The organism is Bradyrhizobium sp. 25ACV (assembly GCF_054863005.1).
In genome coordinates this window covers 218,904-243,249 of sequence record NZ_JAVAYO010000006.1, presented here as the reverse complement: position 1 = coordinate 243,249, position 24,346 = coordinate 218,904, and the positions used below count along the sequence as shown (strand labels likewise).

Below are 24,346 nucleotides of genomic sequence, written 5' to 3'. Positions count from 1 at the left end.
TTCCCATCTGGACAAGACCGAGACTTCCGCGTCTGCAAGGTGCTTGCCGACCTGTTTTGCGCAATCTTGCTCGGGACCTTTTCCATCGTCTTCTTCGGCTGGATCGGCGGCATTGTCGCGTTCGTTATCCTCGAAGTGTGCCTGATCGGGCTCGATTGGCTGATCCCGAGCGCGGACGACGCGGCTGGCGTTGTTCGCTAAGGGCAGCTCAATGGCCGAATCTCTCCCGCGACGGAATGGCCTCGCGATGGAGCGTAGCGCCACCGTCACGGTCCATCTCCTGCTCGCATCCTCCGCATTCGCCCAGAGCGCGCGTAGGGCGGATTAGCCGAAGGCGTAATCCGCCATCTTGTCTTGATTGGGCAGCTTCAATGCCAAACTATCGCCGTGCATTTGTTCCGGGTGGTTGCTGGTTTTTCACGGTCAATCTTCTCGACCGGAAGCAGAGGCTGCTCGTCGAGCACGTCGCAGCGCTGCGCGCGGCTGTTGCAGCGACGCGTCGGGACTATGCTTTCGCGATCGATTCGTTTGTCGTTCTTCCGGACCACCTTCATGCAGTCTGGACGCTTCCGGAAGGCGATGCCGATTTTTCCATGCGGTGGAGATTGATCAAGACGCGCTTCGCGAAGACCTTGCCGAAGACGGAGCCTTTGACCGCGGTACAGATCGCCGGACGGGAGCGTGGCATATGGCAGAACCGATTCTGGGAGCACCTCATCCGCGACGAAACCGACTACGCACGCCATGTCGAGTATTGTTACATCAATCCCGTGAAGCATGGTTATGTGACCCGCGTGTTGGACTGGCCGCATTCGTCGTTCCACCGAGATGTCGAGGCGGGCCTGTTTCCTGAGGATCGGGCAGGAGATAGCAGCACGGACGGTGACTTTGGCGAACGCGCGTGAGCGTCGCCAGCAGTCGGCGGATTACGCCTTCGGCTAATCCGCCCCACGAGGACTGGCGCCACGCATTCGAGGCGCATTCAAAAATTCGGAAGAGATAAACCAATCAGTAGGAATTGGTCCGCCCTGATTTTTGCGGCTCTGATTTGTTCTTTGAGAACAAAGTGGAGTCGGATGCGGAACGAAAGCGGATGGCTCGAAGGCGCCTCACATCGTCCGCTCCATCCGTCGCGCGCGATAGGCCTGCGGTGACATCAAGGTGAGCTTGCGGAACGCCTTGCGAAAGCTGCTCTCGTCCTCATAGCCGGTTGTGCGTGCGATCGCCTTGATCGGCTGCGTCGTCGTCTCCAGCAGCGTGCGTGCGCGCTCGACGCGGCGGCGCATGATGAAGGCCTGCGGCGGCTCGTGCGTGAGCTCCTGAAATTTCCGGTTCAGTGTGCGCTCGCTGAGACCGAGTGCGCCGGCAAGGCGCTTGACCGTCATCGGGGCCTTGCCCGTGCGGCGAACCAGGAGTTCGGCCCTGGTCAGCAGCGGGTCCTGCGAGAGCAGATAGCCGACCGGCATGAAGATCGACTGGGTGCGCTGCGCGGTATCGATGACGGCGTAGTCCGCGCATAATCTTGCGGTCTCCTTGCCCTCGACCATCTCGATCAGCCTGAGCAGGAGGTCGACCCATGACATCGGGCCGGCTGCGCAGACGATGCGGTCCGCCACGGTGACGACGGCATCCGGGGCAAGGTCGATGCAGGGATGACGCTGCCGCAGCTCGCCCTGCAGCCACCAGGTGATGGTGGCGCGGCGGTTGTCGAGCAGACCGGCGCCGGCCAGCAGGAACACGCCGCTGCAGAACGCGCCAATCAGGCGGCCGTTCGCGTGCTGCTGCCGGAGCCAGGCGCCGGCGCGGTCATATTGCGGCTGCAGGCGCTGGGCGGTGACATGATCGACGAGATTGCCGGGGACGAGGATCGCGTCGAAGCGAGTGCGTTGCCCGATCCCGCCATCGACCGCGACCATCCGGCCGCCGCCGGCGCACACGGGCTTGCCGTCGAGCGAAAACGTCTGCCAGCTGAAGCTGGATTTTGCGCCGCTCTGCTGCATGACGTGATTGGCGAGCGACAGGATGTCGGCGACGCCGGCGATCGCCGAATGCATGCAGCCTTCCAGTGCCAGAATTGCGAGCTTCATGAGATCACCCGGTGTTGATGCCGCGATCCTATCCGATCGGGTCCGCGGGCGCGTGGCGGAAATTGCCTGATCTCTGTCTTATCCGCCACTGCCTTGCGGAGCGTGTCCGGTCCAATCTGCCGCCGTCGTCACCCGACATGATTGGAGAGAGACATGCCTTACGTCACCATTTCCACCGTCCGCGGCATTCTGGATGCCGCGCAGAAGAAGACGCTGCTCGAACGCGTCACCGACCTCCTGGTCGAGGTCGAAGGGCAGGGCAGCCCGGATTTCCGCCGCAACGTCTGGGTCAGGATCGAGGAGCAGGAGCCCACACACTGGTCGCTCGGCGGCATGCAGCCGACAGCTGAGATCATCGCGAGCACGTTCGGCGCGATCGGGACGGACGGGGTGCGGATCGCGCGGCGCTAGCAGCACGGAATGCGTGGGCGGATCAGCTCAAGGCATGGCCCGCCCGCCACCGCCCCGTGCTCAACCGATCTACGGGGCGGTTTCCATTGCATCGCACAATCAGGACGGGGGCCTGCACCAGCACACGGCTGCATTGAGGTTCGAGAGGCGAACACCATATGCTCTGCAAGGGAGCCCTGCCGTGCAGACCATGAAGGCGGCCCTCGTTGCGGCGATTGGCGTCGTTGCTTTGATCTGCTGCCTCCTTCCCAGCTCAGCGGAGGAGAACGGCCGCCTTGCACTGATTGTGTCGATCGAAGGGGCCATTGGCCCTGCGTCGGCCAGTTACGTGAAGGAGGCCTTGGCCAAGGCAAGCGAACGGCGCGCCGAGGTCGTGCTTCTGAGAATCAACACGCCCGGCGGTCTCAATTCCAGCATGCGCGAGATCATTGCGGATGTGCTGGCCTCGCCCGTTCCTGTCGTCGGTTACGTCGCTCCCTCCGGCGCCCACGCGGCGAGCGCGGGGACCTATATCCTTTATGCGACCCACATCGCGGCGATGGCGCCGGGCACCAATATCGGTGCGGCAACGCCGGTGCAGATTGGCGGACCGCTGCCGGGGCTGCCGAGCGGTACACCGGACAAGGGCAGCAAGGACAAGAAGGACGGCGGCCAGCAGAGCGAGCCCAAGGATCAGTCCAAGGATCAGTTCAAGGATGCGATGACGGCAAAGGTGACCAATGACGCGGTTGCCTTCATCCGCAGCCTTGCGGAGCTGCGTGGCCGCAATGCGGACTGGGCGGAGAAGGCGGTCCGTGAGGCTGCCACTCTCTCTGCCAACGGCGCGCTGCAGTCCCATGCCATCGAACTCGTCGCGCGCGATCAGGCTGAGTTGCTGAGGCAGCTCGATGGCCGCGAGGTCGAGGTTGCAGGCGGCAAGACGCAGCGTCTCGCGACCAAGGATGCCGTCGTCGAAGCCATCGACCCCGGATGGATATCCCGCTTCCTGGCGGTCATCACCGATCCGAATGTGGCGTTCATTCTCCTGATGGTCGGCATCTACGGCCTGATCTTCGAGTTCATGTCTCCCGGAGCCGTCGCTCCCGGCGTGGTCGGCGCGATCTGCCTGCTGATCGGTCTCTATGCGCTCAATTTGCTGCCGATCAACTATGCCGGCCTTGCCCTGATGCTGGTCGGCATCGTGCTTCTCACCGTCGAAGCCTTCAATCCGACCGTGGTGATCGGTCTCGGGGGGATCATCGCTTTCGTGCTGGGAGCGCTGATGCTCTTCAGGGTCGAGGCGCCCGGCTACCACCTGTCGTGGTGGGTGATCGGCGTCACGGCAGCCGTGTTCGCCGGCTTTGCTCTGGTCGTGCTTGGTTCGCTTCGGCGTGCCGCCCGGGCTCCGGAACGGGTCGGCGCGCAGGCGATGCGAGGCTTGCCCGCCGAGGTTCTCGACTGGAGCGGGAGCGAAGGTCACGTCTTCGCCCATGGCGAGCGCTGGCAGGCGCGTGGCGCCGAAACGTTCAAGCCCGGAGAGACGGTCGAAGTCGCGAACGTCGTCGACCTGACGCTGCTGATACGGCGCGCACCGGCCAGGACCGGTGAGGGAGGTACATCATGATGCTGGAATATCTGACTTATGCGGCGCTTCTGCTGCTTGTCATCATGTTTCTATCCCAGGCCATTCGAATCCTGCGCGAATACGAGCGTGGCGTCATCTTCACGCTCGGCCGTTTTACCGGCGTGAAGGGCCCGGGCCTCATCATCCTCATTCCGGTCGTGCAGCAACTCGTCAAGGTCGACCTCCGGGTGATGGTGCAGGTCGTGCCGCCGCAGGACGTGATTTCGCGGGACAACGTGTCCGTCAAGGTCAACGCCGTTCTGTACTTCCGCATCGTCGACCCCGAACGTGCCATCATCAAGGTCGGCGATTACATGGCCGCCACTAGCCAGCTCGCGCAGACGACGTTGCGCTCGGTGCTCGGCAAGCACGAGCTCGACGAGATGCTGGCCGAGCGCGACAGGTTGAACGCCGATATCCAGGAGATCCTCGACAAGCAGACCGACGTCTGGGGCATCAAGGTGACCGGCATCGAGATCAAGGACGTCGATATCAACGAAACCATGGTGCGCGCGATTGCCAAACAGGCCGAGGCGGAACGGTTGCGTCGCGCCAAGGTGATCAATGCGATGGGCGAGCAGCAGGCTGCCGAAAAGCTCGTCGAGGCCGGCCGGATTCTCGCGCAGGAGCCTCAGGCGATGCAGCTGCGTTACTTCGCAGCCCTGCACGATATCGCGGGCGAACGGTCATCGACTGTCGTCTTTCCGCTGCCGACGGGCTTGCTCGACCATTTTATGCCGCGGCGGGACAATCCTTAGCCATAAGCATTGGGAGGACCATCTTCGGCCTCAATGGGCGTATCGAATGTCGATCCCAACTTGAACGGGAGGAGAATTCGATGACGAAGCATGCCGCCAGACCCGCAATCCACCGCCGAAATCGGCCGTCGATCCTTGCCGTTCCGCTGATCGCCCTCGCACTTTGGTCGTGGGGGATCGCCGCGGCGCAGGCCGCGGAATCGGGCAAGGACGCGATGGCTGCCGGCTTGCCGCGCATTCTCGTGCTTGCGACCGGCGGCACCATCGCAGGTCAGGCCGACGCGCGTGCGACCGGCGCCTACAAATCCGGCCAGATCACGGGCGAGCAGCTGATGCAGTCGGTGCCGGGCCTGGACAAGCTCGCAAAGCTGAATGCCGAGCAGATTTCGTCGATCGGATCCCAGGACATGAACGACAAGGTCTGGTTTGCGCTGGCCCGCCGCATCCAGGACGCCTTCGACAAGAACGAGGCTGATGCGGTCGTCATCACCCACGGCACCGATACGCTGGAGGAGACCGCGTTCTTCCTCGACAACGTGGTGCGCGGCGACAAGCCGGTGGTGATCGTCGGCTCGATGCGGCCGGCGACGGCCGTCAGCGCCGACGGCCCCGGCAATCTCTACGAAGCGGTGCAGGTGGCGGCCGACCCGCGCTCGCGCGGGCGCGGCGTGCTGGCGGTGCTGAACGACAAGATTCAGGGCGCGCGCTCGGTCACCAAGACCAACACCACCAGCATCGAGACGTTCAGCTCGGCCAATGACGGGCCGATCGGCTATGTCGACACCGCCGGCGGCATTCGCTTCATGGCGCAGGCTCAAAGTCTCAAGCGCGCGACCTATCAGCTTCCAGCTGGCGAGCAATTGCCGCGCGTCGCGATCGTGTACTCGCACGCCAACATGGACGCCGTTCCGATCGAGGACGCCATCTCGCACGGCGCAAAGGGCATCGTGCTGGCCGGCGTCGGCGACGGCAACACCTCGAAGGCGGCGCTCGATGCGCTCGAAGCGGCGGCGAAGAAGGGCGTCATCGTGGTTCGCTCGACGCGGGTTCGATCGGGCTTCGTGACGCGGAACGTCGAGGTCGACGACGACAAGAACGGGTTCGTCGTGTCCGAAGACCTTAATCCGCAGAAGGCGCGGGTGCTCACGCAATTGCTGATCGCGGGCGGCGTGACCGCGCCGGCAGAGCTGCAGAAGGCCTTTACGGCGACGTGGTAGCGGGCAGGGTCGTACACGCTCCGATTCAAACGAAAAGGCGCTCCTTGCGGAGCGCCTTTTGCTTGTCGCAGACGTCCGGGCGGCTTAGCCCGAATAGTACATCTCGAACTCGACCGGGTGCGGGGTCATTTCGAAGCGGGCGACTTCGGTCATCTTCAGCTCGATATAGGCGTCGATGAAGTCGTCGTCGAACACGCCGCCGGCCTTGAGGAAGCCGCGATCCTTGTCGAGGTTTTCCAGCGCCTCGCGGAGCGAGCCGCAGACGGTCGGGATCTGCTTCAGCTCTTCCTTCGGCAGGTCGTAGAGGTCCTTGTCCATCGCCGGACCCGGATCGATCTTGTTCTTGATGCCGTCGAGGCCGGCCATCAGCATCGCGGCGAAGCCGAGATAGGGGTTGGCCATCGGATCGGGGAAGCGCACCTCGACGCGCTTGGCCTTCGGCGAAGCGGTGTAGGGGATGCGGCAGGAGGCCGAGCGGTTGCGCGCGGAGTAGGCGAGCAGCACCGGGGCCTCATAGCCCGGGACCAGACGCTTGTAGGAGTTGGTCGACGGATTGGTGAAGGCGTTGATCGCCTTGGCGTGCTTGATGATGCCGCCGATGTAATGCAGGCAGGTCTCCGAGAGGTCGGCGTATTTGTTGCCGGCGAACACCGGCTTGCCGTCCTTCCAGATCGACTGGTGCACGTGCATGCCCGAGCCGTTGTCGCCGAAGATCGGCTTCGGCATGAAGGTGGCGGTCTTACCGTAGATGTGCGCGACCTGGTGGATGCAGTACTTGTAGATCTGCATGTGGTCGGCCATCAGCGTCAGCGTGTCGAACTTCATGCCGAGCTCGTGCTGGGCGGAAGCGACCTCGTGGTGATGCTTCTCGACCTTGACGCCCATCTTGGCCATGGCGCCCAGCATCTCCGAGCGCATGTCCTGCACCGAGTCCTGCGGCGGGACGGGGAAGTAGCCGCCCTTGGTGCGGATGCGGTGGCCGAGATTGCCGCCTTCATATTCGGTGTCGGAGTTGGTCGGCAGCTCGGAGGAGTCGAGGCGGAAACCGGTCTTGTAGGGCTCTGCCGAATAGCGCACGTCGTCGAACACGAAGAACTCGGCCTCGGGACCGACGAACACGCTGTCGCCCACGCCCATCGACTTCACCATGGCTTCCGCCTTCTTGGCGATGCCGCGGGGGTCGCGGTTGTAGGGCTCGCCGGTGGTCGGCTCGAGCACGTCGCAGGTGATGACCATCGTGGTCTCGGCGAAGAACGGGTCGATCGTCGCGGTGACCGGATCGGGCATCAGGCACATGTCGGACTCGTTGATCGCCTTCCAGCCGGCGATCGAGGAGCCGTCGAACATCGTTCCTTCGGCGAAGATGTCATCGTCGATCATGCTGACGTCGAACGTCACATGCTGCCACTTGCCGCGCGGATCGGTGAAGCGCAGGTCGACGTACTTGACGTCGTTGTCCTTGATCGATTTCAGGACGTCTTTGGCGGTCTTCATGCATACCCCTTTTGGCTCTGCGGGTCGGTTTCCAGATGAGCAAAATTATTCTCGCTCGGGCGAGTTTTGCGCGACCGCACAAACGAAATCAGGCCGCCGAAGCAGCCTTCTTTCTAGTCGGAGTGTCGCAAAATTCGGGATAGCACCCGGCTCAGATAGCGTCCAGCCCGGATTCGCCGGTTCGGATGCGGATCGCCTCTTCGATGTTGGAGACGAAGATCTTACCATCGCCAATGCGACCGGTTTGCGCGGCGCGGCGGATCGCGTCGATGGCGCGCTCGACCAGATCGTCGCCGATCACGATCTCGATCTTCACCTTGGGCAGGAAGTCGACGATGTATTCTGCGCCGCGGTAGAGCTCGGCGTGCCCCTTCTGCCGGCCAAAGCCCTTGGCTTCGGTGACGGTGATGCCCTGAAGGCCGACTTCCTGAAGCGCTTCCTTCACCTCGTCGAGCTTGAATGGCTTGATGATGGCTTCGATTTTCTTCACTGCGCGCCTCCCGGCCTTTCGATCAAATAGCAACGTCTTCGTCAGGATGCGCTTTTCTTAACGCACGATCTTGTCTTCGCTATGCCGGGATCCCTGACCAGTCCGGCAACAACGGCCGGCCACACTCTGATAAATGCCAGTGAGCACGACGAACCGAAGCGGCTTCCTCGAAAGCAGGGTCTATGCCAAGTTGCAAATGCCCTGATTATTGGAGCGTTATCAGCCTTTTAACGAGCATCTCTGAGTAGTGGTGCCGACCTGCACAAAATACCTAAGACTACGAAATAGGCAAACGGTTCAATATGTGTGCAGATCGACGTTCCCCAGGGTGGGGCGGCACGGAACGTGCCTGTTGAAAAGGCGTTTGGACCAGGGAAGTGGCATGGAAGTTCTGACCACCGCTGAAATGCAGCGCGCCGACCAGCTCACCATCGCGGCCGGCACGCCCGGATTCAAGCTGATGCTGAGCGCGGGCCAGGCGGTCACCGAGGCCGCCCAGGCGCTGGTGGAGGAGGGGCCAATCCTGATCGTGGCCGGCCCCGGCAACAATGGCGGTGACGGTTTTGTCGCGGCCGTCGAGCTCGCCGCCCAGGGGCGTGAGGTCTCGGTCATCCTGATGTGCGAGCGCGATCAGCTCCAGGGCGACGCCGCCTCCGCGGCGCGCGGCTGGAAGCACCCGGTGCTCCCGTTCAATCCGCAGGCGATCGGTCGGCCTGCGCTGATCATCGATGCGCTGTTCGGCGCAGGCCTCAGCCGCCCCGTCGATGGCGAGGCGCGCGCGATGATCGAGGCGATCAACGCCAACGGCGCCCCGGTGCTCGCGGTCGACCTGCCGAGCGGCATCAACGGCACCAGCGCGGCGGTGATGGGCGCGGCGGTGAACGCCACCGAGACCGTCACCTTCTTCCGCAAGAAGCCGGCGCATCTCTTGCTGCCCGGCCGGATGCATTGCGGCCGGGTGCGCGTCGCCGACATCGGCATCGACGCGCAGGTGCTGGACGAGATCGCGCCGCAGACGTTCGAGGACGATCCGGATGTCTGGGGCGCCGCTTTTCCGGTGCCGCGTATCGACGGCCACAAATACGCGCGGGGGCATGTGCTGGCGGTCTCCGGCGATGCAGCGGCAACCGGCGCTGCGCGGCTCGCCGCGCGCGGGGCGCTGCGCGCCGGGGCGGGCCTCGTGACATTGGCGAGCCCGCGCGATGCGCTCGCGATCAACGCGGCCGCGCTCACGGCGGTGATGGTTCGTCCCGTCGATACCGTCGTCGAGTTCGGCGAGCTGCTCGGCGACAAGCGCTACAACACTTGCATGATCGGTCCCGGCGCGGGTATCGGAGAGCGCACCTGCGATCTCGTTCACACCGCGCTCAGTGCGCAGCGTCGTCTGGTGCTCGATGCCGATGCCCTGACGAGCTTTGCCGCAACCCCCGAGCGCCTGTTCGAATCGATCAAGGCCTCCCAGGACAATGCGGTGGTGCTGACCCCGCACGAGGGCGAGTTTCCGCGTCTGTTCTCCGATCTCAGCAACAAATTTCCGGGCCGCTCCAAGCTGGAGCGCGTGCGCGATGCCGCCGAGCGCTCCGGCGCCGTCGTGCTCCTGAAGGGCCCGGACACCACCATCGCCGCCCCCGACGGCCGCGCCATCATCGCCGCCAACGCGCCGCCCTGGCTCGCCACCGCCGGCGCCGGCGACGTGCTCGCCGGCATCATCGCAGGGCTGCTGGCCCAAGGTGTGCCGGCGTTCGAGGCCGCCAGCATCGGCGTGTGGATGCACGGCGAGGCGGGGCGCGAAGCCGGGCCAGGCCTGATCGCGGAGGATCTCACCGAGACGCTGCCGGCCGTGCACCGGCGGATTTATGATGCGCTCGGGGTGGAGTACTAGTGCTCAGACAGCTCGCGCTCGCCGACATGGGCGCAGCGGCGCAAGTCCATCGGATCGCGTTCGACCAGGCGATGCCGTGGCTCGCCGGGCTGCACACGCCGGACGAGGACCGCTGGTTCTACCGCGAGTGTGTCTTTCCGACGTGCCGGGTGTGGGGCCGCTTCGACGATGACCTGCTGAGCGGGATCATCGCGTTCCGCGAGGGCTGGATCGAGCAGCTCTACGTGCTCCCCGTGGCCCAGGGCCGCAGCGCCGGCAGTGAGCTCCTCGACGTCGCCAAAGGTGCTTACGACCGGCTCGAACTCTGGACCTTCCAGCGTAATGCGCCGGCGCGGCGCTTCTATGAGGCGCGTGGATTCGAGTTGGTCGATGAATCCGACGGTTCGAGGAACGAGGAGAGGGAGCCCGATGCTCGCTACCTCTGGGCGCGCAGACCACTTGATCGGAGATCGATTGTAGTCTAAAAACTACAGGTGGTCGAACTCAAGCAGACTGAGACGTTCCGGAAGTGGCGATCGCGTCTGCGGGATGAGCGCGCCAGAGCGTTGATTGCGTCGCGCTTGGATCGGCTAGCTCGAGGCCACGCAGGCGACGTTGAGCCGGTCGGCGATGGGGTGAGCGAACTGCGTATCCACCACGGCCCCGGCTATCGGATCTATTTTCAGCAGCGGGGCAAGACGATCATCATTTTGCTGTGTGGGGGCGACAAGGCCACGCAGGCGAAAGACATCAAGGAGGCCAAGCGCCTTGCCAAGATGTGGAGCGAATAAAGATGGGCGAGAAGCTGACGACTTACGATCCGGCCGAGGACCTTCAATCCGATGAAGCCATTGCCGTGTTCATGGAAGAGGCCTTCAAAACCGAGGACGCCGCCTATATCGCGCACGCGCTTGGCGTCGTCGCCCGTGCGAAGGGAATGGCGCAGATTGCCAAGGAGACCGGTCTTTCTCGCGAGCAGCTCTATCGCTCGTTCAGCACCGACGGCAATCCGACGCTCAAAACGACGATCGCAGTGATGAAGGCGCTCGGCATCGAACTGACGGCCAAACCGCACGCGTAGCCGCAACCTCACTCCACCCCATACCAGCGCACCAGCCGCGGGGCGGCCCAGTCGGTCGCGACGGATTCGATCAGCCATTGTCCGGATGCGGTCGCCGCGAAAGCGATGCGCTGGATCTGGCCGGGCTCGATCGCGAGCGTGTCGAGCCAGTAGGGCTTCCAGCCGTCGTCGAGCTTGTCGAGCAGGCGGAAGTGGTGGCCGTGGAGATGGAAGACGGTCGCGACCGGGTCGGGGTTCTTGAGGGCCAGCACGACGGTGCGGCCGGGCTTGGCGCGGAAGGCCGGGGCGGAGGATCTGGAGAAGTCGGCACACCGTGCCCATCCAGCGTCGGCTGCGCCGAGCGCGACATCGAACCGCAGGGCGCCTCGGAGATCGAGCTTGTCGGGCAGGTCGTTGGAAGGGAGCGGCTGCGGCGGCAACAGCGGCGCGCGGCGCTCCAGTCTGCCGGAGACCGCAAGCGAGCCGACCTGGTACGCCTCCTTGCCGTCATGGAGCAGAATCGGGGCCGAGCTGGCCACATCCACAATGGCATCGGCACGCCCGCCCGGGGCCAGGACCAGAGCGCCATTGCGCGCCGGGAACGGTTCGGCTGGTTGTCCGTCCAGGGCCATCACCCGGACGTCGTGGTTTTCCAATTTGATTGCCAGAACAGTGCGTTGGGAGCCGTTGATAAAGCGCAGCCGCAAACGCTCACCAGCTGCAGCTGAGAGTTCAAATGAAGTCTGTCCGTTAAGCGTATAGAGCGGCGTCGCGTCCTTTGGGGCCCGTCCCGGGGGGAGAGCGGTGCCGTCCGGCCGCAGCCGCCACTCCTCGATCAGCAGGACCTCGTCGCGATCGACCGCGCCAGCGTTTGCCTCCTGCGCGATGACCGGAAGCGGGCGCGCGGGCCGCGTTAGGACGTCCTCGAAGAGGCGGAAGTCCGCCAGCAGGGTTCCCGCGCTTGGTACTGAAATAATTGAGGTTTCGGTCGCGCCCGGCGGAGCGGGCGCGCGCCCGCGCAGTGGGTCGGCCGCGGCCGGGCCATTGAGGCCGTACCAGGCTGGGGCAAGTGGGACAGGCAAGTCGTTGCGAAACACCACCTCACAGCGATCGCCGCGCTTGAGACGGACGTTCCCGAGGTGGCTTACGGCGGCCAGCTCCCAGATTGGTGTAGGTGGTTGACCCGGCCTCAGAGCCAGGGTTTGGGGCCTCGCCTGAAGGGAAAGCTGGGTGGTCAGGCCCGGCGCGGCACTGCTGGCGACCAACCCGGCCGCCGAGGTGCCAAGCCCGGCGGCAAGGCCGGCCAAAAGCTCACGTCGGGTCGGGTCGAAGAACCGCGTTTTCATGGGCCGATCCCGACCACGCCGCGCTGGATAAGTCCAGCCGTCGTGCCTACGTAAAGCCTGCCTCCATCGGGCCATTTTTTTGCTGCGAACAGTCAGGCACATGCTATAAGCCCGGCCGCCCGCGGCATCGCGGCCGGTCTTGATGCAAATTTACGCGGGCGTGGCGGAACTGGTAGACGCGCTGGATTTAGGTTCCAGTGACGAAAGTTGTGGGGGTTCGAGTCCCTCCGCCCGCACCAAGCGCTTATCGCGTTTGCACGGATTACGAGACCTGCTTTCGCGCGGATGTTTGTCCGCCGGGAGCCGGTTTGATGAAGCACCGGCGTTGAGGCGTTTGCCTCGCGCCGGATCGATTAATGACAGCGTCCCGACGCATGCGCGCCGGGACCGAACGGGAAGAAGATTGGACGCCATGCAGGTCACAGAAACCCTCTCGGAAGGTTTGAAGCACGAGTTCAAGATCAGCGTTCCCGCGTCTGATCTCGACGCCAAGGCCGGCGCCAAGCTCGTCGACCTCAAGGACAAGGTCCGCATCAACGGCTTTCGCCCCGGCAAGGTGCCGGTCACTCACCTGAAGAAGGTGTACGGCCGCTCGGTGATGGCCGAGACCATCGACCAGACCATCCGCGACACCAACACGCAGCTGTTCTCCGAGCGCGGCTTCCGCCTTGCGACCGAGCCGAAGATCACCATGCCGAGCGAGCAGGCCGAGGTCGAGGAGCTGCTGAGCGGCAAGACCGATCTGACCTACACGGTCGCGATCGAGGTGGTGCCGGCGATCGCGCTCGCCGACTTCAAAACCTTCCAGGTCGAGAAGCCCGTGGCCGACGTCACCGATTCCGACGTCGACGAGGCGATCAAGCGCATTGCCGATACCAACCGCGGCTATGCCGCGAAGGCGGAGGGCGCCAAGGCCGAGTCCGGCGACCGCGTCACCATCAACTTCAAGGGCTCCATCAACGGCGAAGTCTTCGAGGGCGGCACCGGCGAAGGCATCCAGGTCGTGATCGGCTCCAACACCTTCATTCCCGGCTTCGAGGAGCAGCTGACCGGCATCGGCGCGGGCGAGACCCGCACGCTGAAAGTGTCGTTCCCGAAGAACTACATGAACGACAAGCTCGCCGGCCAGCCGGCCGAGTTCGAGACCACCGCGACCTCGATCGAGGCGCCGCAGGACATTGCGATCGACGACGAGTTCGCCAAGACGCTTGGCCTGGAATCGCTGGACAAGCTCAAGGAAGCCGCGCGCGAGCGTCTGAACGTCGAATTCGCCGGCGCGACGCGCCAGCGCGTCAAGCGCGCGCTGCTCGACCGCCTCGACGAAGCCCATCGCTTCGAGGCGCCGCCCTCGCTGGTCGACGAGGAGTTCAATCTGATGTGGAACTCGGTCAAGGCCGAGATGGACTCCGCCGGCAAGACCTTTGCCGACGAGGACACCACTGAGGACGCCGCCAAGGAAGAGTACCGCAAGATCGCCGACCGCCGCGTGCGGCTCGGTCTCGTGCTCTCCGAGATCGGCGAGAAGAACAAGATCACCGTGACCGACGACGAGGTCGGCCGCGCCGTGATCGAGCGCGCCCGCTCGATGCCCGGCCGCGAGAAGGAAGTCTGGGACTATTACCGCAGCAACGCCCAGGCGTTGGCCCAGCTCCGTGCACCGATCTATGAGGACAAGGTCGTCGACTTCATCCTCGAGCTCGCCAACGTGACCGAGAAGAAGGTCTCGCGCGAGGACCTCTACAAGGACGACGAAGCCGAAAAGACCGCTGCCTGAAGAGCTTGAGGCAGTCATCTATTAAGGATGATCAGCGAAGAGGCCCAGCTAGCCAGATGGCCGGCTGGGCCTCTTTGTGCGAATCAGCTTCAACTGCCCGACGGATTAAGCCTTAATGCGCTCCGCACTTGTCAGAAGCGAATTGGGCTATATCTGTCGGTACGCCTTTCTATCTCTACCAAGTTCCTGCATCACAGGACGTCCGTCGGCCTTCAACAGATCCAGCCCAAACTGGCAGTCAAGACTGGCGATGTCCGCCTCTTAAAAACCCTAGGTGACTCATGCGCGATCCGGTTGAAACCTACATGAACCTCGTGCCCATGGTGGTCGAGCAGACCAACCGTGGCGAGCGCGCCTACGACATCTTCTCGCGCCTCTTGAAGGAGCGCATCATCTTCCTGACCGGCCCGGTCGAGGACGGCATGTCGACGCTGGTCGTCGCACAGTTGTTGTTCCTCGAGGCGGAAAATCCGAAGAAGGAAATCTCGATGTACATCAACTCGCCGGGCGGCGTGGTGACGTCGGGCCTTGCGATCTACGACACCATGCAGTTCATCCGCCCGCCGGTCTCGACGCTTTGCACGGGGCAGGCGGCCTCGATGGGCTCGCTGCTGCTCGCCGCCGGCGAGAAGGACATGCGCTTCTCGCTGCCGAACGCGCGCATCATGGTGCATCAACCCTCCGGCGGCTTCCAGGGCCAGGCCACCGACATCATGCTGCACGCGCAGGAAATCCTGAACCTGAAGAAGCGGCTCAACGAGATCTACGTCAAGCACACCGGCCAGACTTACAAGTCGATCGAGGACGCGCTGGAGCGCGACAAGTTCCTGACCGCGAACGACGCCAAGGAGTTTGGCCTGGTCGACAAGGTCATCGACAAGCGCGCCGAGGAACCGGCGGCGGCGAAGACCCCGTAGCACTACTGGGGCTGCGGCGATCCCTTGTTAGGCCCTTGGGCAACTCCTTGGGCAGCTCCTTGGGATCGCCTGTTACCATCAGGTGGCGTTCACGCTATGGACGCGTGCGCGCGTCGCAAAACGGTGGTTTGCGCCCTGCGACAAGCAGAAAGTTCCGCTTTCGTGCTTGTTTTTCGTGGCAATCCAGCAACGCCGGGGTGATTTCGATCACTTCGCCCGTGCCAAGACCGGAAATCACGGTATTGTCACGGGTAGCCGGCGAGCCCCGATTAGCGAATTCTTGATAGTCGGGTGACAGCATGGTTGGCTACGAATGATCGGCTATGATCGCGGAGAATCGAGTGACCGTGATTCGCACGGGATGTAACGCGTAGGGTCTTTTTTGGTACGGAATTTGCTCTACTTAAGCTTCATGCCGACCATCGTGTCGGAATGGAGCGATCGAGCGGAACGGGATCGAACCGCGGACGGAGACATGAATGAGTAAGGTCGGCACGAGCGACTCCAAGAACACGCTATATTGCTCGTTCTGCGGCAAGAGCCAGCACGAAGTCCGCAAACTGATCGCGGGTCCCACGGTCTTCATTTGCGACGAGTGCGTCGAGCTCTGCATGGACATCATCCGCGAGGAAAACAAATCCTCGCTGGTCAAGTCGCGCGACGGCATTCCGACGCCGAAGGAAATCTGCAAGGTCCTGGACGACTACGTGATCGGCCAGAGCCATGCGAAGAAGGTCCTGTCGGTCGCGGTGCACAATCACTACAAGCGCCTCAACCACCAGACCAAGCACAACGACGTCGAGCTCGCGAAGTCGAACATCCTGCTGATCGGTCCGACCGGCTCGGGCAAGACGCTGCTCGCGCAGACGCTCGCCCGCATCCTGGACGTGCCGTTCACCATGGCCGATGCGACGACGCTGACCGAGGCCGGCTATGTCGGCGAGGACGTCGAGAACATCATCCTGAAGCTGCTCCAGGCCGCCGACTACAATGTCGAGCGCGCCCAGCGCGGCATCGTCTACATCGACGAAATCGACAAGATCAGCCGCAAGTCCGACAACCCCTCGATCACGCGCGACGTGTCGGGTGAGGGCGTGCAGCAGGCGCTGCTCAAGATCATGGAAGGCACGGTGGCTTCGGTCCCGCCGCAGGGCGGTCGCAAGCATCCGCAGCAGGAGTTCCTGCAGGTGGATACCACCAACATCCTGTTCATCTGCGGCGGCGCCTTCGCCGGCCTTGAGAAGATCATCTCGGCGCGCGGACGGTCGACCTCGATCGGCTTCGCAGCCCAGGTGATGGCGCCGGAAGACCGCCGGACCGGTGAGATCTTCCGTCACGTCGAGCCTGAGGACCTCCTGAAGTACGGCCTCATCCCCGAGTTCGTCGGCCGTCTGCCGGTCGTGGCGACGCTCGAGGACCTCGATGAGACCTCGCTGAAGAAGATCCTCACCGAGCCGAAGAACGCGCTGGTGAAACAGTACCAGCGGCTGTTCGAGATGGAGAACATCGAGCTGACCTTCGCCGACGAGGCGCTTGGCGCGGTTGCCCGCAAGGCGATCGAGCGCAAGACCGGTGCGCGCGGATTGCGTTCGATCCTCGAGGCGATCCTGCTCGAGACCATGTTCGATCTGCCGGGCCTGGAAGGTGTGGAAGAGGTCGTGATTTCGCGCGAAGTCGTGGAAGGAACGGCGCGTCCGCTCTACATCTACGCCGATCGGTCCGATCGCGCCGTCGAGAACGCCAGCGCCTGATCTTTCGGCGCTGGAACGCTCCAATTGTATCCTCAAAGTGGGCTGCGGAAGTGTATCTCCGCAGCCGGTGTTGCGTCGCTTACCGCGTTGCGTAAGCGCCTGATGGCGCGCGTTTTTCAATGACTTGACACCCCCCGGGTCGATAGCCACCTAATGTCGGCGGCGAGCGAAAATTCTCTTCCAGATTCGCCTCAGTTCCGATCCGGCGAGCCGGTCCAACGCGAAAAAACGGACCGATCGGTTTTGCGGATCACCTCGGCACCTTGTGGCGGTTGCGCATGAGCATGGCGGGCTGCGTGCAAGGGGGCAAAGCAAAAGGAAAAGGCCATGACTAATCCAAAACCCAGGCCAACCATCGTTCATGGCGAAACGCACGCCTATCCCGTGCTGCCGCTGCGCGACATCGTCGTCTTCCCGCACATGATCGTTCCGCTCTTCGTCGGTCGCGAGAAGTCGATCCGCGCGCTCGAAGAGGTGATGAAGAACGACGCGCTGATCATGCTCGCGACGCAGAAGAACGCGTCCGACGATGATCCGGCGCCCGACTCCATTTACGAGACCGGTACGCTTGCCAGCGTGCTGCAGCTCTTGAAGCTTCCCGACGGCACCGTGAAGGTGCTGGTCGAAGGGCTCGAGCGTGCGCGCGTGCAGAAATACACCGATCGCGCCGACTATTACGAAGCGACCGCCATTGCGCTGGCCGACACCGATGCGAAGTCGGTCGAAGCGGAAGCGCTGTCGCGCTCGGTCGTGTCCGACTTCGAGAGCTATGTGAAGCTCAACAAGAAGATCTCGGCCGAGGTCGTCGGCGTCGTGCAGGCGATCACCGATTTCGCCAAGCTCGCCGATACCGTTGCCTCGCATCTCGCCGTCAAGATCGCGGATCGCCAGGGTATCCTGGAGACGCTGTCCGTCACCACGCGCCTGGAGAAGGTGCTGGGCCTGATGGAGAGCGAGATCTCGGTGCTGCAGGTCGAGAAGCGCATCCGCTCACGCGTCAAGCGCCAGATGGAGAAGACCCAGCGCGAGTATTATCTCAACGAGCAGATGAAGGCGATCCAGAAGGAACTCGGCGACGACGACGGTCGCGACGAGCTCGCCGATCTCGAAGAGAAGATCGCCAAGACCAAGCTCTCCAAGGAAGCGCGCGAGAAGGCGCAGCATGAGTTGAAGAAGCTGCGCCAGATGTCGCCGATGTCCGCGGAAGCGACCGTCGTGCGCAACTATCTGGATTGGCTGCTGTCGATCCCGTGGAACAAGAAGTCCAAGGTGAAGAAGGACCTGGAAGCGGCGCAAGCCATCCTGGACTCCGATCACTACGGGCTGGAGAAGGTCAAGGAACGCATCGTCGAGTATCTCGCGGTGCAGTCACGCGCCAACAAGCTCACGGGCCCGATCCTGTGCCTGGTCGGTCCTCCCGGCGTCGGCAAGACCTCGCTCGGCAAGTCGATCGCGAAGGCGACGGGGCGTGAATTCGTGCGCGTCTCGCTCGGCGGCGTGCGCGACGAGGCCGAGATCCGCGGTCATCGCCGCACCTATATCGGCTCGATGCCCGGCAAGATCATCCAGTCGATGCGGAAGGCGAAGTCGTCGAATCCGCTGTTCCTGCTGGACGAGATCGACAAGATGGGCGCCGATTTCCGCGGCGATCCGTCCTCGGCTCTGCTCGAGGTCCTCGACCCCGAGCAGAACGGGACCTTCAACGACCACTATCTCGAGGTCGACTACGATCTGTCCAACGTGATGTTCATCACGACCGCGAATACGCTCAATATTCCCGGGCCGCTGATGGACCGCATGGAGATCATCCGGATCGCGGGCTACACCGAGAACGAGAAGGTCGAGATCGCGCGCAAGCATCTGATCCCGAACGCGGTGTCCAAGCACGGCCTGGACTCCAAGGAGTTCTCGATCGACGACGACGCGCTTCTGCTTTTGATCCGCCGCTACACCCGCGAAGCGGGCGTGCGTAATCTGGAGCGTGAGCTCTCCACACTCGCCCGCAAGGCGGTGAAGGAGCTGATGATCTCCAAGAAGAAGTCGGTCAAGGTCACCGAGAAGACTCTGGAAGAGCTGCTCGGCGTGCCGAAGTACCGCTTCGGCGAGATCGAGAGCGAGCCGCAGGTCGGCATCGTCACCGGCCTTGCCTGGACCGATGTCGGCGGTGAGCTGCTCACCATCGAAGGCGTCATGATGCCCGGCAAGGGCAAGATGACGGTCACGGGCAATCTGCGTGACGTGATGAAGGAGTCGATCTCGGCGGCGGCGTCCTACGTCCGCTCGCGTGCGATCAACTACGGCATCGAGCCGCCGATGTTCGACCGCCGCGACATCCACGTGCACGTGCCTGAGGGCGCGACGCCGAAGGACGGCCCGTCCGCGGGCGTCGCCATGGCCACCGCGATCATCTCGGTCATGACCGGCATCCCGGTCCGCCACGATGTCGCGATGACCGGCGAGATCACGCTGCGCGGCCGCGTGCTGCCGATCGGCGGCCTGAAGGAGAAGCTGCTGGCTGCGGCCCGCGGCGGCATCAAGACGGTGCTGATCCCCGAGGACAACGCCAAGGATCTCACGGAGATTTCCGATGCGATCAAGGGCGGCATGGAGATCATCCCGGTCTCGCGCCTCGACGACGTCGTCGCCAAGGCGCTGGTGAAGAAGCCTGTGCCGATCGTCTGGGAAGAGGACACCAAGGTGACGGTGAAGCCGGACGGCGATGAAGCTGCCGGCGGTCTGACCGCTCACTGAGGCTCAGCGAAAAGATGATAGAACGGCGCCTTCGGGCGCCGTTTTTGTTTTGCGGGCAGGGGGAGGAGGCCGATGCAGATCGACGGGCATTGCCATTGCGGGACAATCACCTTCGAGGCCGAGGTCGATCCGGAGGAGGTCTCGGTCTGTCACTGTACCGATTGCCAGACGCTGACCGGCTCGCCGTTCCGGGTGACGGCCGTCTGTGCCGGTGCTGATGTCCGCCTGACCGGCGGTACGCCCAAAATCTACGGCAAGCGCGGTGACAACGGCCGGATGCGCTTCCAGCACTTCTGCGCCGATTGCGGTTCCCCGCTGTTCACCAGCGGCGAGGGCGACCAGGCCGACGATTGGGGCATCCGCTGGGGCTCTATCCGCCAGCGCGACAAATTGCGCCCCGTCAGGCAGATCTGGTGCCAGTCGGCGGCGGTGTGGATCGACGCGGTGCCGCTGCTGCCGGGGAGGCCGCAGGATTGAGGTTGGTTTGCGACAGGCCCGGCTTCGCCCGTTGGGCTTTCGGCGGCGGCCTGCGCTCGCTTCGCGCCACGAGCACTAACGCTGGCTTGCCGAGTTGCTGGCTTGCCGAGCCGTAGCTCGCGAAGCGAGCGAAGGCTGGTGGGCGGTCACGGATTCGAACCGCGGACCCTCTCGGTGTAAACGAGATGCTCTAACCAGCTGAGCTAACCGCCCCACGGCGCCTCTTTAGCGCCTCGGCGGGTGTCGGAGCAAGGGCCGAGCGCGCCCGAGGAGGCGGCGATCGTGCTCGCCGCCGCTGTGCAACGCCTCGGCCCGGAACCCCGCCTGATGTCAGGCTGTCTTGGTGAACATCGTCAGGACACCGTCGGCGATATTGATCGCGACGACTTGCGACGAGCTCAAGCCCTTGGCCTTGAGCACGGAGGCCGCCTGCGGTGTGGCGTCGATGGACTGCCGGAGCGACTGGATGTCCTTGTCGCTTGTGTGCGCCACGAGTTCATCGACCTTCGCGCGCACCGCCGGCTGCAATTCCTTGACGTCGACGACCTGGATGCTGCGGATCTCCGTGCTGGACTGAGTGGATGGCTGTTCCGCGCCGGGTTGTGACGATGCGCCCTGTGCCTGCACGAGAGCCGGTGTTCCGAGGGAGAGAGCCGCAACGATGACGGATGCGGTGAATCTGCGCATGGGCATGCCTTTTCCAGTTTGAGGAACGGCGAAACCTATCGACGAAATCTGGTTGGCATCTGATTCCGATGTGGCCGTTCGGTGAAACCAATGCGGCCGCAATGCGCACAGGTGAGACCGGCTGCGCGGGCTTCGGTGATGTCTACGGCAAGGGGGTAGCTTAATTGGTTAGGACATCTCGTTTACACCGAGAGGGTCCGCGGTTCGAATCCGTGACCGCCCACCCGCTCGAAAGCGAGGCAACATTTCAACGTCGACGCCAAAAGGTCGAACAGCAATCAAACCACTCGACGAGGACAGGTGTTCCAGTTTGCAAGACTCGCCTTCGCCGCGCTGCGCCCGCGGCGTTCACTTCGACAGGCACGATGCGACCGGGAGCGACGTGCACCGCAGGCATATCCACCTGCGCAACAGGCGGTGGCCCAATGAAATGCACGCGGGGGGCGGCCTTGAGCGAGATCGGCAACGATTAGAGAGGGAGCGGAATGCTGGCACCAGGAAAGTGAAGAACAGCCAACTCTGGGGCCGGACGGGCCGGCACCAAAATTCGACCCGGCTAAACTCCTGAAGCTGCCGAAGAGTTAGGGACACACTTCCCTGTATCCGACCGATCCCGCACCCGACGAGCTCCCACTCTCGACCCGGCATCCCGATTTGACCGGACGACAGCCTCCGCTGCCGCATATAAGCTGCCCGCTTGCCTGAGGCTTGGATGGTTTGGCTTCCGTTTGCTTGCGCTCAGTATCCCGCTTCTTGGCGTCCTCGCGCGTCGCAACCGGTTTCTTGTCCTGCACCTTCTCGCATTCATTGTCGTCATTGACGCGGTAGCCGGCGCGGCAGGCGATCTTGGTGCATGTGTCGCCGTCTGCCTTGAAGCCGCGATCGCAGATCAGCGGGCAGACGCGGCCGGGCTTGGCCTTGATCGCGTCCAGCGCATCGAAGCTCGCGAGCTTTGCATCGAATTTGGTGCCGGCATATTTGTTGAACAGCGCCAGCGAACGTTGTGACGAGGCATTCCAATCGCCGTCTGCGGAAGCTGTCAGACAGCCGACACGGCGGAGCTCCGACTGCACCAGCTTTGTCGTTTCCTGCGGCGACATCGCCGGCAGAGTCGAAGAGGGCGCAACCGCTGCCACTTTCTGCTCCGTGTTGGCGGAGGCCTGTTTCTCGGCGGCCTGCTTGGCGGCGAGCTCAGCTGCGGCCTTGTCGCTCGCGAGTTTCTCGGCCAGCGCCTTCTCGGCAGCCTGCTTCTCGGCGATTGCCTTCGCGACTGCCGCCTCGGCTTCTTTCCGGCGTTGCTCGGCTGCGGCCGCCTTGGCTTCCTCGACCTGCTTGGCCTTCTCGGCGGCGAGACGCTTGTCCTCGGCCGCCTTGGCCGCGGCCGCCGCCTTCTCCTGCTCGGTCTTGGTGGCGCGCTCGGCTGCGAGCCGGGCCTTCTCCTCTTCCGCCTGCCGGGCCTTGTCCGCCGTGGTCGCGCGGGTTTCCTCGGCGGCGATCTTGTTCAACTGGCCTTTGGCGAGATCGGTATAGAAGCCGCTCGGAAAGCGGTTGAGGAAGGCGGTCCATCCGTCGCGCGTCCCAAGCTGAAGCGCCAGTTCGTAGTCGCGCCGGATCTCACTGTCGGGGTTGGCCTGGGGGCCGGCGACGACCGGTTTCGTCGCAACCAGCGGCACGTCGTCGCCGCCCAGCGAGCCATAGACATAAGGCTCCTGCTTGTAGCCGGTGTTCTTGAGGACATCGTCGCGAACGAAACCGAAGGCCTTGCGCAGGTCGAGCCCCGGCGTCGGCAGGCGTTCGACCAGCGCTGCGGCAAACGGGCTGTTTTTGGAGTTGCCGTCTGAGGCCGTCGAGCCCGCCTTCGCCGCGAAGGCGACCATGGTGTTCGGGCTGGTCGGCTCGACCTTAGCGAGACCGCGGCCGATGGCGCGCGCGGCGATCGTGCGTTTCATGGTCTTGGCAAAGGGATTGTCGCGGCAGGCATCGAGGATGACGAGGCGGAGCTGCTTGGCCGGCTCGACCGCGAACAAAGCGCGGTCCAGCGGCAGCGTCTCGTCGAGGACGTCGCTGTCGGTCTCGAGCGTTGCGTCGGTGGGGATCAGATAGTTGGTGCCGTCAAGCTCGATGCCGTGGCCGGCATAATAGACGACGGCGACGTCGGCCTCACGCGCTTTGCCACCGAAGTCGCGCAGCGCCCGCCGCATCTCGGCGGCATTGAGATCGAGCTTGATGTCGACGAGGTCGAACCCGGCCTTCTTCAACATGCCGCCGACCGCCGAGGCGTCGTTCACCGGGTTGGTCAGCCGAGGCGCGCTCTTGTAGGCGGAATTGCCCATCACCAGGGCGACGCGCTTTTCCGCGTGCGCCGGGCCGCAGCCGAGGCACAAGACCGTCAATAAAAATAGAAAAAACCGAAACACGCCCATTGCAGCCCCAAATCGCAATGTGACCAGAATAGTCCAGAGCATGCCATCAAGGCAAAGCCCCCTATGTGACCAACGTCACAGGCATCCGGGCCAGCCCGCGCCATGATCGACTTGCAAGTCACAACGGAGGGTTGGTCCAATGTGCGCGCTGCTTGATTTCATTTATCGCTATTGCTGCCGGGCGTGCCTGCGCGAAGCGCGTCGCATGAGCCGAGGCCGTTCGACCATCGCAATCTCGTAGTTCCGGGCCCGGCGTGCGACCCGCCTTGACTCCTTGAAGGGTGCGCCCGCCATCCCGACGTGGTATCGCCCCTGTGCGGTTGCAAAACCGCGACGGGATGGGCATCGCGAATGGGAATGACCGGGAACACCATGCAGCAGCCAAGCGGCCACGAGCAAAACGCCGACCAGATCGCCTATTGGAACGGCCCGAGCGGCCAGCGCTGGGCCGATCGCCATGCGGCGCAGGAGAGCCTGCTCAGACCGATTGCCGACGCGCTGATCGACCGCGCCAAGCCGAGGCCCGGGGAGCGCGTCCTCGATGTCGGCTGCGGCTCCGGCGCGACGACGTTCGCGTTCGCCAAGGCGGTGGCGCCCGGTGGATTCGCGCTCGGCCTCGATGTGTCCGAGCCGATGCTGTCGCAGGCGCGCGCATTCGCGCCCAAAGGCCTGCCGCTCGATTTCGTGCTGGCGGATGCGACGGTGCATCCGTTCGAGCCGGCGAGCTTCGATCTGCTGGCCTCGCGCTTCGGCGTGATGTTCTTCGCCGATCCCGTTGCCTCCTTCACCAACTTGCGGCGCGCGCTGAAGCCGACCGGGCGTCTTGCCTTTGCCTGCTGGCGCGAGCCGAAGGAAAATCCGTGGATGATGGCGCCGCTGATGGCGGTCTACAAGCACGTGCCGAAGATGCCGCCGGTCGGGCCGGAGGAGCCGGGCCCGTTCGCGTTCGCCTCGGAGGGGCGTGTGATGCGCATCCTGAAGGGAGCGGGTTTCGTCGACATGGCGATGGAGCCGCGCAATCTGGCGATGGATGTGGCGATCGGCGGCGGCCTCGATGCCGCGGTTGATGGCGCCTTGCAGATCGGCCCCGCCAGCCGCGCGCTGCAGGGACACCCGCCGGAGACGTATGCGGCCGCAAAAGCCTCGATCCGTGAGATGCTCGCGCCGTTCCAGAAGGGGCAGAGCGTCGCGTTGCAGGGCGCGATCTTGATCGTGACCGCGAAGGCGACGTAGTCGCCC

General features: G+C 63.8%; 23 protein-coding genes and 2 tRNA genes. 17 read left to right on the top strand and 8 right to left on the bottom strand.

Annotated elements, in window-relative coordinates; translation table 11 throughout:
• The first annotated feature begins 39 nt into the window (after positions 1–39).
• Together RAD04_RS16360 and RAD04_RS16355 are read left to right on the top strand one after the other, a co-directional pair.
• Positions 40–201: a hypothetical protein gene (locus RAD04_RS16360; protein WP_461624587.1), complete on the top strand. Its 162-nt coding sequence runs from the start codon at positions 40–42 to the stop codon at positions 199–201.
• A gap of 170 nt (positions 202–371) precedes the next feature.
• On the top strand, positions 372–905 hold the full coding sequence (locus RAD04_RS16355) for an REP-associated tyrosine transposase (protein ID WP_461624586.1): 534 nt from the start codon (positions 372–374) through the stop codon (positions 903–905).
• 204 nt (positions 906–1,109) lie between these two features.
• Here the strand turns inward: RAD04_RS16355 and RAD04_RS16350 are convergent, their stop codons facing one another.
• Positions 1,110–2,087 carry a GlxA family transcriptional regulator gene (locus tag RAD04_RS16350; protein ID WP_461624585.1) on the bottom strand — a complete coding sequence of 326 codons (978 nt, stop codon included), beginning with the start codon at positions 2,085–2,087 and terminating at the stop codon, positions 1,110–1,112.
• Between the two features lie 153 nt (positions 2,088–2,240).
• Between RAD04_RS16350 and RAD04_RS16345 the strand changes: the two genes are divergently transcribed.
• The 4 genes from RAD04_RS16345 (at position 2,241) to RAD04_RS16330 (ending at position 6,076) form a co-directional block, all read left to right on the top strand.
• Entirely contained in the window at positions 2,241–2,498 is a 258-nt protein-coding gene (locus RAD04_RS16345) for a tautomerase family protein (RefSeq protein ID WP_461624584.1), read from the top strand.
• Positions 2,499–2,679: 181 nt separating this feature from the next.
• Positions 2,680–4,101: an NfeD family protein gene (locus RAD04_RS16340; RefSeq protein WP_461624583.1), complete on the top strand. Its 1,422-nt coding sequence runs from the start codon at positions 2,680–2,682 to the stop codon at positions 4,099–4,101.
• Positions 4,098–4,859: a slipin family protein gene (locus RAD04_RS16335; protein ID WP_018320108.1), complete on the top strand. Its 762-nt coding sequence runs from the start codon at positions 4,098–4,100 to the stop codon at positions 4,857–4,859. The genes RAD04_RS16340 and RAD04_RS16335 overlap by 4 nt, the downstream gene beginning before the upstream one ends.
• Positions 4,860–4,939: 80 nt before the next feature.
• Complete coding sequence (locus tag RAD04_RS16330; protein WP_461624582.1) at positions 4,940–6,076, top strand: asparaginase; 1,137 nt, start codon at positions 4,940–4,942, stop codon at positions 6,074–6,076.
• A gap of 84 nt (positions 6,077–6,160) precedes the next feature.
• Here RAD04_RS16330 and glnA read toward each other — a convergent pair whose 3' ends face one another.
• A complete protein-coding gene (glnA, locus tag RAD04_RS16325) occupies positions 6,161–7,570 on the bottom strand; it encodes a type I glutamate--ammonia ligase (RefSeq protein WP_018320110.1) in 1,410 nt (469 codons plus the stop codon).
• A 151-nt stretch (positions 7,571–7,721) separates the two neighbouring features.
• The gene (locus tag RAD04_RS16320; protein ID WP_007603495.1) at positions 7,722–8,060 is read right to left on the bottom strand and encodes a P-II family nitrogen regulator; all 339 of its coding nucleotides are present in this window, start codon (positions 8,058–8,060) and stop codon (positions 7,722–7,724) included.
• A gap of 382 nt (positions 8,061–8,442) precedes the next feature.
• On the opposite strand from RAD04_RS16320, the gene RAD04_RS16315 reads away from it, so the two are divergent.
• The 4 genes from RAD04_RS16315 to RAD04_RS16300 are packed head-to-tail and all read left to right on the top strand — an operon-like array spanning position 8,443 to position 11,002.
• A complete protein-coding gene (locus RAD04_RS16315; RefSeq protein ID WP_461624581.1) occupies positions 8,443–9,942 on the top strand; it encodes an NAD(P)H-hydrate dehydratase in 1,500 nt (499 codons plus the stop codon).
• Positions 9,942–10,406 carry a GNAT family N-acetyltransferase gene (locus RAD04_RS16310; RefSeq protein WP_461624580.1) on the top strand — a complete coding sequence of 155 codons (465 nt, stop codon included), beginning with the start codon at positions 9,942–9,944 and terminating at the stop codon, positions 10,404–10,406. The genes RAD04_RS16315 and RAD04_RS16310 overlap by 1 nt, the downstream gene beginning before the upstream one ends.
• Before the next feature lie 9 nt (positions 10,407–10,415).
• Complete coding sequence (locus RAD04_RS16305; RefSeq protein ID WP_461624579.1) at positions 10,416–10,712, top strand: type II toxin-antitoxin system RelE/ParE family toxin; 297 nt, start codon at positions 10,416–10,418, stop codon at positions 10,710–10,712.
• 2 nt (positions 10,713–10,714) lie between these two features.
• The gene (locus RAD04_RS16300; RefSeq protein WP_461624578.1) at positions 10,715–11,002 is read left to right on the top strand and encodes an addiction module antidote protein; all 288 of its coding nucleotides are present in this window, start codon (positions 10,715–10,717) and stop codon (positions 11,000–11,002) included.
• 8 nt (positions 11,003–11,010) lie between these two features.
• Here RAD04_RS16300 and RAD04_RS16295 read toward each other — a convergent pair whose 3' ends face one another.
• Complete coding sequence (locus RAD04_RS16295; RefSeq protein ID WP_461624577.1) at positions 11,011–12,327, bottom strand: multicopper oxidase family protein; 1,317 nt, start codon at positions 12,325–12,327, stop codon at positions 11,011–11,013.
• Positions 12,328–12,481: 154 nt separating this feature from the next.
• Here RAD04_RS16295 and RAD04_RS16290 point away from each other — a divergent pair.
• The 3 genes from RAD04_RS16290 to RAD04_RS16280 all read left to right on the top strand — a co-directional run bounded on the left by RAD04_RS16290 (position 12,482) and on the right by RAD04_RS16280 (position 15,018).
• Positions 12,482–12,566, top strand: a tRNA-Leu gene (locus tag RAD04_RS16290).
• Between the two features lie 173 nt (positions 12,567–12,739).
• Positions 12,740–14,101: a trigger factor gene (gene tig, locus RAD04_RS16285; protein WP_104462888.1), complete on the top strand. Its 1,362-nt coding sequence runs from the start codon at positions 12,740–12,742 to the stop codon at positions 14,099–14,101.
• Positions 14,102–14,382: 281 nt separating this feature from the next.
• Complete coding sequence (locus RAD04_RS16280; protein WP_461624576.1) at positions 14,383–15,018, top strand: ATP-dependent Clp protease proteolytic subunit; 636 nt, start codon at positions 14,383–14,385, stop codon at positions 15,016–15,018.
• Between the two features lie 94 nt (positions 15,019–15,112).
• On the opposite strand, the gene RAD04_RS16275 is transcribed toward RAD04_RS16280, so the two are convergent.
• Positions 15,113–15,319: a hypothetical protein gene (locus RAD04_RS16275; protein ID WP_461624575.1), complete on the bottom strand. Its 207-nt coding sequence runs from the start codon at positions 15,317–15,319 to the stop codon at positions 15,113–15,115.
• A gap of 178 nt (positions 15,320–15,497) precedes the next feature.
• On the opposite strand from RAD04_RS16275, the gene clpX reads away from it, so the two are divergent.
• From clpX to RAD04_RS16260, 3 genes are all read left to right on the top strand, one after another.
• On the top strand, positions 15,498–16,769 hold the full coding sequence (clpX, locus tag RAD04_RS16270; RefSeq protein WP_018320118.1) for an ATP-dependent Clp protease ATP-binding subunit ClpX: 1,272 nt from the start codon (positions 15,498–15,500) through the stop codon (positions 16,767–16,769).
• Positions 16,770–17,096: 327 nt separating this feature from the next.
• Positions 17,097–19,520: an endopeptidase La gene (lon, locus tag RAD04_RS16265; protein ID WP_091965275.1), complete on the top strand. Its 2,424-nt coding sequence runs from the start codon at positions 17,097–17,099 to the stop codon at positions 19,518–19,520.
• Between the two features lie 72 nt (positions 19,521–19,592).
• Positions 19,593–19,997, top strand: a complete 405-nt coding sequence (locus tag RAD04_RS16260) for a GFA family protein (RefSeq protein ID WP_461624574.1) — start codon at positions 19,593–19,595, stop codon at positions 19,995–19,997.
• A gap of 136 nt (positions 19,998–20,133) precedes the next feature.
• Here the strand turns inward: RAD04_RS16260 and RAD04_RS16255 are convergent.
• The 3 genes from RAD04_RS16255 to RAD04_RS16245 form a co-directional block, all read right to left on the bottom strand.
• A tRNA-Val gene (locus RAD04_RS16255) sits at positions 20,134–20,210 on the bottom strand.
• A gap of 117 nt (positions 20,211–20,327) precedes the next feature.
• Positions 20,328–20,690: a hypothetical protein gene (locus RAD04_RS16250; RefSeq protein ID WP_092257364.1), complete on the bottom strand. Its 363-nt coding sequence runs from the start codon at positions 20,688–20,690 to the stop codon at positions 20,328–20,330.
• A 575-nt stretch (positions 20,691–21,265) separates the two neighbouring features.
• On the bottom strand, positions 21,266–23,107 hold the full coding sequence (locus RAD04_RS16245) for a caspase family protein (protein ID WP_461624573.1): 1,842 nt from the start codon (positions 23,105–23,107) through the stop codon (positions 21,266–21,268).
• A gap of 372 nt (positions 23,108–23,479) precedes the next feature.
• On the opposite strand from RAD04_RS16245, the gene RAD04_RS16240 reads away from it, so the two are divergent.
• The gene (locus RAD04_RS16240; protein ID WP_461624731.1) at positions 23,480–24,340 is read left to right on the top strand and encodes a class I SAM-dependent methyltransferase; all 861 of its coding nucleotides are present in this window, start codon (positions 23,480–23,482) and stop codon (positions 24,338–24,340) included.
• Positions 24,341–24,346 lie beyond the last annotated feature (6 nt).